Raw genomic sequence first — 14,431 nt, 5'->3', positions numbered from 1 at the left:
CGCTCGCGGCTTGAAGCTTTTCGCTAAAGAGGATTTTTTGAATGTCGCAGAAATTTGACGTAGTAGTGATCGGTGCGGGCCCTGGCGGTTACGTCGCTGCCATCAAGGCCGCGCAGTTGGGTCTCTCCACTGCCTGCATCGAGAAGTACACCGACAAGGAAGGCAAACTGGCTCTGGGCGGTACTTGCCTGAACGTCGGCTGCATTCCATCCAAGGCCCTGCTGGACAGCTCGTGGAAATTCCACGAGGCCCAGGACGGTTTCGCGATCCACGGTATCAATCACGCTGGCGTGACCATGGACGTGCCCGCGATGGTCGGCCGTAAAGCCAACATCGTCAAAGGCCTGACCTCTGGCGTTGCGACCCTGTTCAAAGCCAACGGTGTGACCTCCATCCAGGGTCATGGCAAGCTGCTGGCCGGCAAGAAAGTCGAAGTCACCAAGCCAGACGGCTCGGTTGAAGTCATCGAAGCCGAAAACGTCATCCTGGCTCCAGGTTCGCGTCCGATCGACATTCCGCCAGCTCCGGTTGACCAGAATGTGATCGTCGACTCCACCGGCGCCCTGGAATTCCAATCGGTACCCAAGCGTCTGGGCGTGATCGGCGCTGGCGTGATCGGTCTGGAACTGGGTTCGGTCTGGTCGCGTCTGGGTGCAGAAGTGACTGTCCTGGAAGCCCTGGACACCTTCCTGATGGCAGCGGACACCGCTGTTTCCAAGGAAGCGCTGAAAACCCTGACCAAGCAGGGTCTGGACATCAAGCTGGGCGCTCGCGTAACCGGTTCCAAAGTGAACGGCGACGAAGTCGTTGTGAACTACACCGATGCCAACGGCGAACAGAACATCACGTTCGACAAGCTGATCGTAGCCGTTGGTCGCCGTCCGGTGACCACTGATCTGCTGGCTGCCGACTGCGGCGTGACCCTGGACGAGCGCGGTTTCGTGCACGTTGACGATCACTGCGCCACCACCGTACCGGGCGTCTACGCCATCGGCGACGTGGTTCGCGGCATGATGCTGGCGCACAAGGCCTCGGAAGAGGGCATCATGGTCGTCGAGCGCATCAAGGGCCACAAGGCCCAGATGAACTATGATCTTATTCCTTCGGTTATTTATACTCACCCGGAAATCGCATGGGTTGGTAAAACCGAGCAGGCCTTGAAAGCTGAAGGCGTTGAAGTTAACGTCGGCACCTTCCCGTTCGCAGCCTCTGGCCGTGCCATGGCTGCCAACGACACCGGTGGTTTCGTCAAGGTCATCGCAGATGCCAAGACAGACCGCGTTCTGGGCGTCCACGTGATTGGCCCAAGCGCTGCAGAACTGGTTCAGCAGGGCGCGATCGGTATGGAGTTCGGCACCAGCGCTGAAGACCTGGGCATGATGGTTTTCTCCCATCCGACCCTGTCTGAAGCCTTGCACGAAGCTGCTTTGGCAGTGAATGGCGGCGCCATCCACATCGCCAACCGCAAGAAGCGTTAAGACAATAAGAAACCACGGCGGAATGGCCCGTCGTGAGCCTTGCATGCAAGACTCACCGCGGAATATCCGCTGGACGCAGTCTTGCATAGCTGCACCGGGTATCCGGAAAGGCCATGCAAGCAGCAGTCACAGGTGGTGCGGCACTTGAATGAGTGCAGCACCGAATGCGCAGTACCTAACGAAGACGGTAATAAGCATGAATCTTCACGAGTATCAGGGTAAGCAGCTGTTCGCTGAATACGGCCTGCCAGTTTCCACCGGTTACGCGGTAGACACCCCGGAAGCAGCAGCAGAAGCTTGCGACAAAATCGGCGGCAGCGAGTGGGTTGTCAAAGCCCAGGTCCACGCCGGTGGTCGCGGTAAAGCGGGCGGCGTCAAGCTGGTTCGCAACAAAGAAGACGCCAAAGCCTTCGCACAGCAGTGGCTGGGCAAGCGTCTGGTGACTTACCAGACTGACGCCAACGGTCAGCCAGTCACCAAGATCCTGGTTGAATCGTGCACTGATATCGCTAAAGAGCTGTACCTGGGCGCTGTCGTTGACCGTTCGAGCCGTCGTATCGTGTTCATGGCTTCCACCGAAGGTGGCGTGGACATCGAGAAAATCGCTCACGACACTCCAGAAAAAATTCTGAAAGCCACTATCGACCCACTGGTTGGCGCTCAGCCATTCCAGGGTCGCGAGCTGGCATTCCAGCTGGGTCTGGAAGGCAAGCAAGTTGCCCAGTTCGCCAAGATCTTCGTAGGTCTGGCCAAACTGTTCCAGGATCACGATCTGGCCCTGCTGGAAGTGAACCCGCTGGTGATCAAGGCTGACGGCGATCTGCACTGCCTGGACGCCAAGATCAACATCGACGCCAACGCCATGTACCGTCAGCCTAAGCTGAAGACTTTCCACGATCCGTCGCAAGACGATCCGCGCGAAGCGCACGCTGCCAAGTTCGAACTGAACTACGTAGCGCTGGAAGGCAACATCGGTTGCATGGTCAACGGTGCTGGCCTGGCCATGGGTACCATGGACATCGTCAACCTGCATGGCGGCAAGCCAGCCAACTTCCTCGACGTGGGCGGCGGCGCTACCAAAGAACGCGTTACCGAAGCGTTCAAGATCATCCTGTCCGACACTAACGTCGCTGCAGTACTGGTCAACATCTTCGGCGGCATCGTTCGTTGCGACATGATTGCCGAAGGCATCATCGGTGCAGTGAAAGAAGTCGGCGTGAAAATCCCGGTTGTTGTTCGCCTTGAAGGCAACAACGCTGAGCTGGGCGCTAAAGTACTGGCAGAAAGCGGTTTGAACATCATCGCTGCTACCAGCCTGACCGACGCTGCTCAACAAGTTGTCAAAGCTGCGGAGGGCAAATAATGAGCGTCCTGATCAATAAAGACACCAAAGTTATCTGCCAGGGTATTACCGGTTCGCAAGGTAGTTTCCACACCCAGCAAGCCATCGAGTACGGCACCAAGATGGTTGGTGGTGTAACTCCAGGCAAAGGCGGCACCGAGCACCTGGGCCTGCCAGTGTTCAACACCGTGAAAGACGCCGTAGCTGCCACTGGCGCCACCGCCAGCGTGATCTACGTTCCGGCTCCTTTCTGCAAAGACTCGATCCTGGAAGCTGCCTTCGGCGGCATCAAGCTGATCGTGTGCATCACCGAAGGCATTCCTACCCTGGACATGCTGGACGCTAAAGTTAAGTGCGACGAGCTGGGTGTTACCCTGATCGGCCCTAACTGCCCAGGCGTAATCACTCCAGGCGAATGCAAGATCGGCATCATGCCAGGTCACATTCACTTGCCAGGCAAGGTCGGTATCGTTTCCCGTTCCGGCACCCTGACCTACGAAGCTGTGAAGCAGACTACTGACGCCGGTTTCGGTCAGTCGACTTGCGTCGGCATCGGTGGTGACCCGATCCCGGGTTCGAACTTCATCGACATCCTGAAGCTGTTCCAGGAAGACCCGAAGACCGAAGCGATCGTGATGATCGGCGAGATCGGCGGTTCGGCTGAAGAAGAAGCGGCTGCCTACATCAAGGCACACGTGACCAAGCCGGTTGTTTCCTACATCGCTGGTGTGACTGCTCCTCCGGGCAAGCGCATGGGCCATGCTGGCGCAATCATCTCTGGCGGCAAAGGCACTGCAGACGAGAAATTCGCTGCTCTGCAAGACGCAGGTGTTAAAACCGTGCGTTCGCTGGCAGACATCGGCAAGGCCCTGGCCGAGCTGACTGGTTGGGCTGTCAAGTAAGCCTCGTGCTTGGCTGACGCTTCACCAAACAAAGGCCACCTTCGGGTGGCCTTTGTCGTTTTCGAGGTCATGCGGTGTCAGGACCGGCCCCTTCGCGGGCAAGCCCGCTCCCACAGGGAGTTGTGCCGTATGCAATTTTTGCGAACGACCCGGTCAACTGTGGGAGCGGGCTTGCTCGCGAAGACGGACTTACAGGCGCCAACCATTTACATGCGAAAATGCGACACGCAAATGTCGTAGATCGGATAGTTCGCCCTCTAACAGTGCGTTTATCGGCCAAATTCGTTAATCTACGCGCCATTTTTGCGTCCGCGGCCCACAAGGCGGCAACGCGCTAAAAGGGTCGGTCTTATACGGACTGACAGCATTTCCCTCACCCATAGGGAAATCCCTCTCTAAATTCCGATTCAGTAGTGTGGTATTTCCTTAATGAAAGTGTTGAAAGGCCAGGACATCCTGGCACTTGGTTTTATGACGTTTGCCCTGTTCGTCGGGGCCGGCAATATCATCTTCCCCCCTATCGTCGGTTTGCAGTCCGGACCTAATGTCTGGATGGCGGCGCTGGGTTTCCTGGTCACCGCGGTCGGTCTGCCGGTGATCACCGTTGTGGCCCTGGCCAAGGTCGGTGGTGCAATGGATGCGTTGAGCAGCCCGATCGGTAAAATCGCCGGCGGCCTGTTGGCGGCGGCGTGCTACCTGGCCGTGGGCCCGCTGTTCGCAACGCCACGTACCGCGACGGTATCGTTCGAAGTGGGTCTGGCGCCGCTGACCGGCGAGAGCCCGCTGGCATTGTTCCTGTACAGCTCGGTGTACTTCCTGCTGGTGTTCTTCATCTCGCTGTATCCGGGCCGTCTGCTGGATACCGTAGGGCGCTTCCTCGCTCCGCTGAAGATCATCGCCCTGGCGGTGCTGGGCATTGCCGCATTCGCCCTGCCGGCCGGTGACATTGGCCAGGCAACCCCTGAATATGTGGCGGCGCCGTTTTCCCAGGGCTTCATCAATGGTTACCTGACCATGGATACCCTGGGCGCCCTGGTGTTCGGCATCGTCATCGTCAACGCCATCCGTTCCCGTGGCGTTGAGTCGCCAGCACTGATCACCCGCTATGCGATCATCGCCGGTCTGATTGCCGGTGTGGGCCTGGCGCTGGTGTATGTCAGCCTGTTCCGTCTCGGTTCGGGCAGCCATGAAGTGGCCGCAGGCGCTACCAACGGCGCGGCGGTACTGCATGCTTACGTGCAGCACACCTTCGGTTCGCTGGGCAGTGGTTTCCTCGCTGTGTTGATTTCGCTGGCGTGCCTGGTGACCGCGGTCGGCCTGACCTGTGCCTGCGCCGAATACTTCAGCCGAGTGCTGCCACTGTCCTACAAGACGCTGGTCATCATCCTGGCTGCATTCTCCCTGCTGGTGTCCAACCTGGGCCTGACCAAGCTGATTGCGTTCTCGATCCCGGTACTGACCGCGATCTACCCGCCGTGCATCGCCCTGGTGGCCCTGAGCTTCTGCAAGGACTTCTGGCACGAACAAGGTCGCATTGTCGGTCCGGTAATGCTGGTATCGTTCCTCTTCGGCCTGATCGACGCCCTGAAGGGTGCAGGTCTGGCGGACTGGATGCCGACGCAATTGGCCCACCTGCCGCTGAGCGAGCAGGGCCTGGCCTGGCTGGTGCCATCGGTGATGACACTGGTCGTCGCAGTTGTCTTTGATCGTCTGCTGGGCAAGCGCGAAGAAGCCTTGGCTTAAGTCGCTCCACGGCCCGCCACAAGCGGGTTTCGAGCAGAAACGGAAATGCCCCGTCTCAATCGATACGGGGCATTTTTTATGGGCGTGAGGCAGTGTCTTTTTCCTTAAGCTAACGTCGAAGCACTTTGTGGGAGCGGGCTTGCTCGCGAATGCGGTTTATCATTCAACATGGATGTCGACTGACACTCCGCTTTCGCGAGCAAGCCCGCTCCCACAGGTTTTCGGTATTTCGCCCTTACATCACAAGGACCTGCATGTCGTTCATCCAAGCCAACCTGATCCACATTCTTGCCGCCATCTGGTTCGTTACCTGCTGGGGCGGGTACACCCGTTATGCCACCTGGAAAGGCCGTGACACTGCATGCCTGGCCAGTGTGCTGCACCTGTATCGTGAGGACTGGATGCGCCGCATGCTGCTGCGTGACAACCGCATCGCCGATGCCAGCGTGATCGGCAATCTGGAGCGCAATGCTTCGTTCTTCGCCTCCAGTACATTGATTATCCTGGCCGGTATTCTCACCGTGTTGGGGGCTTCGGAGCGGGCGGTATCGTTGCTGGCAGATATCCCGATGGTGCAACAGGCGTCCCAGGGCATGTCGGAAATCAAGTTGCTGTGCCTGGCGCTGGTGTTTGTCTATGCGTTCTTCACGTTCAGCTGGTGCATGCGCCAATACAACTTTGCGGCGGTACTGGTGGGGTCGGCACCGATGGCCGGCGAGCGCCATGTGTCGGAGCAAGAGCGCAAGGCGTTTGCCTCCCGCGCAGCCCGCGTCATCTCCATGGCTGCCAACCAGTTCAACTTCGGGCTGCGTTCCTACTACTTCGGCATGACCATGCTGGCCTGGTTTGTCAGCCCATGGTTATTCATGTTGATGAGTGCCGGCGTCGTGTTTGTGTTGTACCGCCGCGAGTTTCATTCCGACGTTCTCGACGTGATGGTCTATACCCCTACAGAGGCGCCGTTGCCGGAGGTAATCAAAGAGGCTGCTTGATGAGTATTCCATTCTGGTGCGTGTTTATCAGTGCCGTGTTGATCTACCTGGCGCGAATCCCCGTTACCAGCGCCATGAAAGAGCAGGGCGGCTACGATAACCACCTGCCGCGCCAACAGCAGTTGCAACTCACAGGCCTGGGTGCCCGGGCAGTAGCCGCGCATCAGAATAGTTTCGAAGCGTTCATGTTATTCGCGGTGGGTGTGTTGATGGCGCATACCACGCAGACGGCGGGATGGCTGATCGACTGTCTGGCGATCATCTTTGTGGTTTCGCGGGTTATTTACCTGGTGTGTTACTGGAAGGACCTGGCCTGGCAACGCAGTATGGTTTGGCTGGTGGGATTAATCTGTTCGCTGTTGCTGATAATTAGTCCGACTTTTCGGACGATTTTGCTCTAACCGCTTTTTTGAAGACAAAAGAAAACCCGCACTTGGCGGGTTTTCTTTTGTCACGCTAAAAACCGGATTAGTTCTTAGGCGCTTCCGGAGCGGCCGGAGCGGCTGGAGCGGCTGGAGCGGCCGGAGCAGCCTCTTTCGCCGCGTCGTTCATTTTTTGCTGGGCTTGCTCAGCATTTTGGTTAGCATCTTGAGCTTTGTCCTCGGTTTTTTTGCCGCAGGCAGCGAGACCGAGGGAAGCGGTCAACATCAAGGCAATAGCTAAAGTCTTACGCATGGGGTGTTTCTCCTGATGAAAAGCATCTACTGGCCTTAAGAGCCCACGCATCAGGGTTAAGTTCCTTAATTCTTTCAGATATATAAGTTTGCTCTAGTGCGGAACTTTTACCCGAACCTCCACCGCACTCTACGAACATCAACAAGAGTTTTAATAAAATGGCTGAAAACCCCGTTTTTGAGCGTGCGATGCGCTTTCTGTCGGCGCTGCGACATTGTCAGGTACTTGGACTAAGCGTACACAGCGCCAGCAGCGAAGGGCTGACGATTGTGTTGCCGTACAGCCCGCAGATCGTCGGTAATCCCGAAACCGGCGTGATTCATGGCGGGGCGCTGACTTCGTTGATGGACACGGCCTGTGGCATGGCGACACTCTGCGTGCTCCCGGAGTTCGAAGTCTGCCCGACCCTCGACCTGCGCATCGACTATATGCACGCTGCCGAGCCGCATAAGAATGTCTACGGCTTTGCCCAGTGCTATCGGGTAACCACCGACGTGATTTTTGCCCGTGGCTTCGCCTATCAGGATGACCCCGGGCAACCCATTGCCCATGTGGTAGGCACTTTCATGCGCATGGGCAAGGGCATCAAAGGTACCAAGGGCTTTGCTGGCGCGGTTGCCGGAGGTGCGCAATGAGCGAGTCTCTGAAGGAGCAATTGCAAAAGGCCCACGAGCAGGGCGATTACGCCTCGCTGCTGGATCTGATTCCTTATGCCCGGCTTATCGGCGTCGAATGCTCAAGGGTGGGAGATGAGTTGCTGTTCAAGCTGCCAGCGAACAAGGACAACATTGGTAACCCTTTGTTGCCGGCGATTCACGGCGGTGTGATCGCCGGTTTCATGGAATTGGCCGCTGCGCTGCACTTGCTGGTGTTTACCGGAACGCCCGGGGTACCGAAGATCATCGACTTCTCCCTGGATTACCTGCGTGCCGGGCAGTTTCGCGATACCTGGGCCCGATGCCAGGTTTGCCGCCAGGGCCGCCGGGTTGCCAACGTGGCGATTACCGCCTGGCAAAGCACCGAGGCCGAACCCATTGCCACGGCCCGTGCACATTTCAAACTCGAGGAGCCCTTGAAATCCTGAACTCAGCCCCAAACTCTGAGAACAACCCGCCGCTGACCCTCAAGGTCGCGGCTTATGCCATCTGATTGGAGTTTGATGACCATGAGTGTGGAAACTCAAAAGGAAACCCTGGGCTTCCAGACCGAGGTGAAGCAACTGCTGCATCTCATGATCCATTCGCTGTATTCCAACAAGGAAATTTTCCTTCGCGAATTGATCTCGAACGCCTCTGACGCTGTCGACAAATTACGTTTCGAAGCCCTGGCCAAGCCAGAGCTGCTGGAAGGTGGTGCCGAACTGAAAATCCGCGTGAGCTTCGACAAGGACGCTAAAACCGTCACCCTCGAAGACAACGGTATCGGCATGAGCCGCGAGGATGCGATCACCCACCTGGGCACCATCGCCAAGTCCGGCACCGCCGATTTCATGAAGCACCTGACCGGCGACCAGAAGAAAGATTCGCACCTGATCGGCCAGTTCGGTGTCGGTTTCTACTCCGCATTCATCGTCGCCGACAAAGTCGACGTGTTCAGCCGTCGTGCCGGCAGCGCCGCCAGCGAAGGCGTGCACTGGTCGTCCAGGGGCGAAGGCAATTTCGAAGTCGCGACCATCGACAAGGCCGAGCGCGGTACCCGCATCGTCCTGCACCTGAAATCCGGTGAAGACGAGTTCGCCGATGGCTGGCGTCTGCGCAATATCATCAAGAAGTACTCCGACCATATCGCCTTGCCGATCGAGTTGCCGAAAGAAGTGGCAGCCGCTGAAGGCGAAGAGAAACCGGCCGTCGAGTGGGAAACCGTCAACCGCGCCAGCGCCCTGTGGACCCGTCCGCGTACCGAGATCAAGGACGAGGAATACCAGGAGTTCTACAAGCACATCGCCCACGACTTCGAAAACCCGCTGAGCTGGAGCCACAACAAGGTCGAAGGCAAGCTGGAGTACAGCTCGCTGCTGTACGTGCCGAGCCGTGCGCCGTTTGACCTGTACCAGCGTGAAGCGCCAAAAGGCCTGAAGCTGTACGTGCAGCGCGTGTTCGTCATGGATCAGGCCGAGTCCTTCCTGCCGCTGTACCTGCGCTTCATCAAAGGCGTGGTCGATTCCAACGACCTGTCGCTGAACGTGTCGCGGGAAATCCTGCAGAAAGACCCGATCATCGATTCCATGAAGTCGGCGCTGACCAAGCGCGTCCTGGACATGCTGGAAAAACTGGCGAAGAACGAGCCAGAGCAATACAAGGGCTTCTGGAAAAACTTCGGTCAGGTCATGAAAGAAGGCCCGGCAGAAGATTTTGCCAACAAGGAAAAAATCGCCGGTCTGCTGCGTTTCGCATCGACCACTGGCGACGATGGCGAACAGGTTGTCGGCCTGGCCGAGTACCTGGCGCGCGCCAAGGAAGGTCAGGACAAGATCTACTACCTGACCGGCGAAACCTACGCGCAGGTCAAGAACAGCCCGCACCTGGAAGTCTTCCGCAAGAAAGGCATCGAAGTGCTGCTGTTGACCGACCGCATCGACGAGTGGCTGATGAGCTACCTCAGCGACTTCGACGGCAAGAGCTTCGTCGACGTGGCGCGCGGTGACCTGGACCTGGGCAACCTGGACTCGGAAGAGGACAAAAAGGCCGCGGAAGAAGTCGCCAAGTCCAAGGAAGGTCTGGTCGAGCGTCTGAAGACTGCATTGGGCGAGTCCGTTGCCGAAGTGCGGGTTTCCCACCGCCTGACCGACTCCCCGGCGATCCTCGCCATCGGCGAGCAGGACCTGGGCCTGCAGATGCGTCAGATCCTCGAAGCCAGTGGTCAGAAGGTGCCGGATTCGAAGCCGATCTTCGAGTTCAACCCGGCTCACCCGCTGATCGAGAAGCTCGACAACGAGCAGAGCGACGAGCGCTTCGGCGACCTGTCGCACATCCTCTTCGATCAGGCAGCCCTGGCGGCTGGCGACAGCTTGAAAGATCCGGCGGCCTATGTGCGTCGCCTGAACAAGTTGCTGGTTGAGCTGTCGGCTTAACAACGTTGTATAAAAACCCGCTTCGGCGGGTTTTTTCATTCTGGTGTTCAAAATCAGGAGTCAGACATGAGCCAAATCACTGTACGTTCCGTTGCTTATCAGATTGACGGCCAGGCTTACGAAAGCCGCCTGGCCTTTGATGCCGACCATAAAGGCCCGCGTCCGGGATTGTTGATGGCGCCGAACTGGATGGGCGTCGGTGCCGGAGCCGAAGAGATCGCCAAATCGGTGGCGGCCAAGGGCTACGTGGTGCTGGTTGCGGACCTTTACGGCCAGTCGGTTCGTCCAACGAACAACGATGAGGCGGGCGCGGCGATGATGCCGCTGAAGAACGACCGGGCATTGCTGCGCAAGCGTATGCAGGCAGCGTTCGAACAATTGCAAAAGCAGGGCGAAGCGGCGGTCGATACGTCGAAACTGGCAACCTACGGTTTCTGCTTCGGTGGTTGCTGCGCCCTGGAATTTGCCCGTACCGGCGCGCCGGTGAAGGCCGCGGTGTCGTTCCACGGCACGCTGGACACGCCGAATCCGGCCGATGCGAAAAACATCAAGGGCAAGGTGCTGGTGTTGCACGGTGCCTCCGATCCACTGGTGCCGAAGGAGCAGTTGCCAGCGTTCGAAGATGAAATGAACGCGGCCGGTGTGGACTGGCAATTGCTGAGCTACGGCGGTGCGTTCCACTCGTTCACCGACCCGCACGCCAAGGTGCCGGGCATGATGATGTATGACGCGAAGATTGCCGCACGGGCATTCACGTCGATGCATAACTTGCTGGATGAAGTGTTCAAGGGCTGACCATGATTTGGTCGGTGTGAGTGCCGGCCTCTTCGCGAGCAAGCCCGCTCCCATATTGGAATGCTGTTCCCCTGTGGGAGCGGGCTTGCCCGCGATGGCGGTATAACTGGCGCCGAAAATTTTAAGGCAGTTCGATCCGCTCAACTTCCCCCGGCACCGTCGGCCAATCCCCCGCCGCCCAGCGCCGGCGCGCTTCATCGATAGCAGCTGGATCGCTCGCGACAAAATTCCAGTTGATCCGCCGTGGCCCGTCCAGTGGCGCTCCGCCAAACAGCACGGCATGACAGTCGCTCTCGGCGAACAGCGTCATCTCTTCCCCGGCCGGCAGCACCACTAGCGTGTAGGGCTCCAGCAGCTCGCCCTCCAGTTGCACCTCGCCGCTCAACACATACAGCGCACGTTCTTCATGTTCGGTGGGAATCAGCAAGGACGTCGCCGTTTGCAGGTGCAATTCTGCGTACAGCGTAGGAGAAAGCACCGGTACCGGCGATTCCAGGCAAAAGCCTGACCCGGCAATCATGCGAATCTTCACCCCCAGGTTTTCGCTGACCGGCAATGTGGACGCCGGATGGTGGCTGTAATGCCCTGGGCCCTGTTCTTTGTCCTTGGGCGAAGCCAGCCAGATCTGCAAGCCGTGCATCGTGAAGCCGCTTTCTTTAAGGGCCTCAGGCGTGCGTTCGACGTGGGCGATGGCGCTGCCGGCCGTCATCCAGCTGACATCGCCGGTATCGACAACCTGATCGGAACCGAGGCTGTCCTTGTGCTGGATCTGCCCCTGGAACAAGTAGGTGAGGGTCGACAGGCCGATGTGCGGGTGCTGGCGGATGTTCATGCCTTTGCCCCGCGGATAACGGGTTTCCAGCATGTGATCAAAAAACACGAATGGTCCGACGCTGCGGCACTTGGCGGATGGCAGCGGGCGGAGAATCGGCTGGCCTTCGACATCTTCGGTGCGGGGGCGGATCACGAGCGGAGTGTTCATGGTGCATTCCAGACTGAGCGGGTGATGCGGTCGAGCATAACCCGCTTGCGCAGCCCTTGCCGCTATTGGCTGAACGCGCCTTCGGACAAGTGCGTTTCGATGCTGACTTCAGTCGTGGTCATCAGCTTGTGGATCGGGCAGCGATCGGCCACGCGGTGCAGTTCCTCGCGTTGGGCGTCGGTGAGCACGCCCTTGAGGGTCAGCTTGACGTGCAGGGCGTACTTGCCTTTCTGTTCTTCACTGTTGTCGCGTTTGACCTCGACGCCGACACCGGTCAACGGGATGTCTTTTTTCTTCGCATACAGCTTCAAGGTCAGGGCCTTGCACGCGCCGAGTGCAGCGTCGAAGTAATCGTGTGGCTCGGGCGCCGAGCCTTCGCCGCCTGCGGTGGTCGGCACATCGGCAAAGAGTTCATGGTCATCGATTTGCACGCTGTGACGGAAACCTTCGGCGCAGACGGTGTTGACAGTAACGGTCATGGGAAACCTCGTAAGCAACGGGACATTTATTCGATCAAAAAAGACCTTGAAGGTATAGAACATGGTGCCGGATGTGCGTTCCGGTTTTCTTGTACGGGTGGGTCTTTTCGCTGAATCGTTACCGTAGCAGTAATGGTGTTTTGATATCACTTTTTCGTCTTACGCAAATTTTCAACAGTCCGATACCGTCTAAAGAACCAGCTGCCTGATGCAGCGCTTTTGGAAGGAACCAGGGGAATGAGTATCAGAAGTCTCAATATTGCGCCACGCGCGAGTCTCGGTTTTGGCCTGTTGGCGTTGATGGTGTTTGGCTTGGGGGTGTTCGCTCTACTGCAAATGTCGAATATGCGGGCGCAGTCCGATCAGGTCGATGACAACTGGCTGCCCAGTGTGATGGCGGTCGGTGATATGAGTCAGGACATGTTGCGACTGCGGGCGCTGACCATGCGTCTGCTGATCAATCGCGAGCCACAGGCACAGGCGCAGAACGTCAACAAAATCAACGAACTCAAAAGTGTTCTCGACGATGCCAAGCAACGTTATGACAAGTTGATCGTGCTGCCTGAAGATCGCGTGTTGTTCGATCGCTTCAAGGCTGCCGAGGGTAAATATCTGCAGTTCCAGAGTCAGGTGATGGCCCAGGCTACCCAGGGACGGGTGGAAGAGGCCGCGGCCATTCTCAATGGCGAGATGAACCCGCTGGCCGATGAGATCACGGTCACCCTCAGGGAGTTGGTCGAACTCAACAAGCACAACGCCAATCTGGCGACTGCAGCGGGACGCCTGGTGTTCAACCAGTCGCGGGTCTGGGTCGGGGTAATGATCGGTGTGACCGCGCTGATCACCATTGGCCTGGCACTGCTGTTGACACGCAGTATCGTGTTGCCGCTGTCACAGTCGTTGAAAGTGGCCGAGGTGGTCGCCGGCGGCGACCTCACTGCAGCTATCAGCATTACCGGCAAGGATGAGCCCGCGCGGCTGCTGCACGCGCTCAAGAGCATGCAACAGAGTTTGCGTGAAACCATCCAGCGTATATCCGATTCATCCAGTCAATTGGCCTCGGCTTCGGAGGAGCTCAATAGCGTCACGGAAGACGCCACCCGTGGCCTGCATCAGCAGAGCCTGGAGATCGAACAGGCGGCCACGGCGGTCAACCAGATGACCGCGGCCGTGGAAGAAGTGGCGAGCAATGCCGCCGCAACGTCGCAGGCCTCGCGCGAGTCCGACCGCATTGCCCAGCATGGTCGCGAACAAGTGCATCAGACAGTACTGTCGATCGAGTCGCTGGCTGAAGATGTCACCACCAACGTCACTCAGGTCGAAGACCTGGCGCAGAAGGTGTATGGCATCACTACGGTGCTGGACGTGATTCGCGCGATTGCGGAGCAGACCAATCTGTTGGCGCTGAACGCGGCAATCGAAGCCGCGCGGGCCGGGGAGGCCGGGCGCGGGTTTGCGGTAGTGGCCGATGAGGTGCGGGCCCTGGCGCATCGCACCCAGCAATCGACCCGGGAAATCGAGCAGATGATTACCGGTATCCAGCAGGGCACCGATCTGGCTGTCAGCTCCATGCAGCAGAGCAACACCCGGGCGCGCTCGACGCTGGAGGCAGCGAAAGCGGCGGGCGTGGCCCTGGAAGATATCGCCTCGGCATTCACCGTGATCAATGAGCGCAATATCGTGATCGCCAGTGCCTCGGAGGAACAGGCGGCGGTGGCGCGGGAGGTGGACCGCAACTTGATGAATATCCGTGACCTGGCGCAACAGAGCTCGGCCGGAGCGAACCAGACCAGCGCGGCGAGTCAGGAATTGTCGCGGTTGGCGGTAGACCTGAATACGCTGGTGGCGCGGTTTTCGGTCTGAATGACAGGCGAGCGTAATACTGTTCAGTCAAGGATTCTGTAGGAGCGAGCTTGCTCGCGATGGTCGTTAACGATGGCGCGTGTTTACTGACTAAACACAGCGCTCTTGAG

General features: G+C 58.3%; 14 protein-coding genes. 11 read left to right on the top strand and 3 right to left on the bottom strand.

Annotated elements, in window-relative coordinates; all coding sequences use genetic code 11:
- Nucleotides 1–41: 41 nt before the first annotated feature.
- The 6 genes from lpdA (at nucleotide 42) to ACEN8Q_RS15140 (ending at nucleotide 6,858) form a co-directional block, all read left to right on the top strand.
- Nucleotides 42–1,478 carry a dihydrolipoyl dehydrogenase gene (gene lpdA / locus ACEN8Q_RS15165; protein ID WP_077047447.1) on the top strand — a complete coding sequence of 479 codons (1,437 nt, stop codon included), beginning with the start codon at nucleotides 42–44 and terminating at the stop codon, nucleotides 1,476–1,478.
- A 196-nt stretch (nucleotides 1,479–1,674) separates the two neighbouring features.
- Nucleotides 1,675–2,841, top strand: a complete 1,167-nt coding sequence (sucC, locus tag ACEN8Q_RS15160) for an ADP-forming succinate--CoA ligase subunit beta (protein ID WP_003223015.1) — start codon at nucleotides 1,675–1,677, stop codon at nucleotides 2,839–2,841.
- Complete coding sequence (sucD, locus tag ACEN8Q_RS15155) at nucleotides 2,841–3,722, top strand: succinate--CoA ligase subunit alpha (protein ID WP_003223019.1); 882 nt, start codon at nucleotides 2,841–2,843, stop codon at nucleotides 3,720–3,722. The genes sucC and sucD overlap by 1 nt, the downstream gene beginning before the upstream one ends.
- A 429-nt stretch (nucleotides 3,723–4,151) precedes the next feature.
- Entirely contained in the window at nucleotides 4,152–5,465 is a 1,314-nt protein-coding gene (gene brnQ, locus ACEN8Q_RS15150; RefSeq protein WP_413425346.1) for a branched-chain amino acid transport system II carrier protein, read from the top strand.
- A gap of 254 nt (nucleotides 5,466–5,719) precedes the next feature.
- Nucleotides 5,720–6,457 (top strand): DUF599 domain-containing protein, encoded by a 738-nt coding sequence (locus ACEN8Q_RS15145; RefSeq protein WP_057397979.1) that lies wholly within the window; start codon nucleotides 5,720–5,722, stop codon nucleotides 6,455–6,457.
- Nucleotides 6,457–6,858 carry an MAPEG family protein gene (locus ACEN8Q_RS15140; protein WP_413425342.1) on the top strand — a complete coding sequence of 134 codons (402 nt, stop codon included), beginning with the start codon at nucleotides 6,457–6,459 and terminating at the stop codon, nucleotides 6,856–6,858. The genes ACEN8Q_RS15145 and ACEN8Q_RS15140 overlap by 1 nt, the downstream gene beginning before the upstream one ends.
- Nucleotides 6,859–6,925: 67 nt before the next feature.
- Here ACEN8Q_RS15140 and ACEN8Q_RS15135 read toward each other — a convergent pair whose 3' ends face one another.
- Nucleotides 6,926–7,132 carry a hypothetical protein gene (locus ACEN8Q_RS15135; RefSeq protein WP_413705418.1) on the bottom strand — a complete coding sequence of 69 codons (207 nt, stop codon included), beginning with the start codon at nucleotides 7,130–7,132 and terminating at the stop codon, nucleotides 6,926–6,928.
- 158 nt (nucleotides 7,133–7,290) lie between these two features.
- Between ACEN8Q_RS15135 and ACEN8Q_RS15130 the strand changes: the two genes are divergently transcribed.
- The 4 genes from ACEN8Q_RS15130 to ACEN8Q_RS15115 all read left to right on the top strand — a co-directional run bounded on the left by ACEN8Q_RS15130 (nucleotide 7,291) and on the right by ACEN8Q_RS15115 (nucleotide 10,997).
- Nucleotides 7,291–7,767, top strand: a complete 477-nt coding sequence (locus tag ACEN8Q_RS15130; RefSeq protein ID WP_413425338.1) for a PaaI family thioesterase — start codon at nucleotides 7,291–7,293, stop codon at nucleotides 7,765–7,767.
- Nucleotides 7,764–8,216, top strand: a complete 453-nt coding sequence (locus ACEN8Q_RS15125) for a PaaI family thioesterase (RefSeq protein WP_413425337.1) — start codon at nucleotides 7,764–7,766, stop codon at nucleotides 8,214–8,216. Before ACEN8Q_RS15130 ends, ACEN8Q_RS15125 begins: the two co-directional genes overlap by 4 nt.
- 81 nt (nucleotides 8,217–8,297) lie before the next feature.
- Nucleotides 8,298–10,202, top strand: a complete 1,905-nt coding sequence (htpG, locus tag ACEN8Q_RS15120) for a molecular chaperone HtpG (protein WP_413425336.1) — start codon at nucleotides 8,298–8,300, stop codon at nucleotides 10,200–10,202.
- Between the two features lie 66 nt (nucleotides 10,203–10,268).
- Nucleotides 10,269–10,997 (top strand): dienelactone hydrolase family protein, encoded by a 729-nt coding sequence (locus ACEN8Q_RS15115; protein ID WP_413425334.1) that lies wholly within the window; start codon nucleotides 10,269–10,271, stop codon nucleotides 10,995–10,997.
- Between the two features lie 121 nt (nucleotides 10,998–11,118).
- Here the strand turns inward: ACEN8Q_RS15115 and ACEN8Q_RS15110 are convergent, their stop codons facing one another.
- Nucleotides 11,119–11,979, bottom strand: coding sequence for a pirin family protein (locus ACEN8Q_RS15110; protein WP_413425332.1), 861 nt, complete (start codon nucleotides 11,977–11,979; stop codon nucleotides 11,119–11,121).
- Between the two features lie 62 nt (nucleotides 11,980–12,041).
- Nucleotides 12,042–12,458: an OsmC family protein gene (locus ACEN8Q_RS15105; protein ID WP_413425330.1), complete on the bottom strand. Its 417-nt coding sequence runs from the start codon at nucleotides 12,456–12,458 to the stop codon at nucleotides 12,042–12,044.
- Nucleotides 12,459–12,695: 237 nt separating this feature from the next.
- On the opposite strand from ACEN8Q_RS15105, the gene ACEN8Q_RS15100 reads away from it, so the two are divergent.
- Nucleotides 12,696–14,321, top strand: a complete 1,626-nt coding sequence (locus tag ACEN8Q_RS15100; RefSeq protein ID WP_413705417.1) for a methyl-accepting chemotaxis protein — start codon at nucleotides 12,696–12,698, stop codon at nucleotides 14,319–14,321.
- The last annotated feature ends 110 nt before the right edge of the window (nucleotides 14,322–14,431 follow it).

The sequence above is a fragment of the Pseudomonas sp. Pseusp16 genome, assembly GCF_047324915.1.
Taxonomy (GTDB): Bacteria; Pseudomonadota; Gammaproteobacteria; order Pseudomonadales; family Pseudomonadaceae; genus Aquipseudomonas; species Aquipseudomonas fluorescens_CD.
The sequence above is the reverse complement of the archived record's forward strand: the minus strand, read 5'-3'. Positions and strand labels throughout refer to the sequence as shown.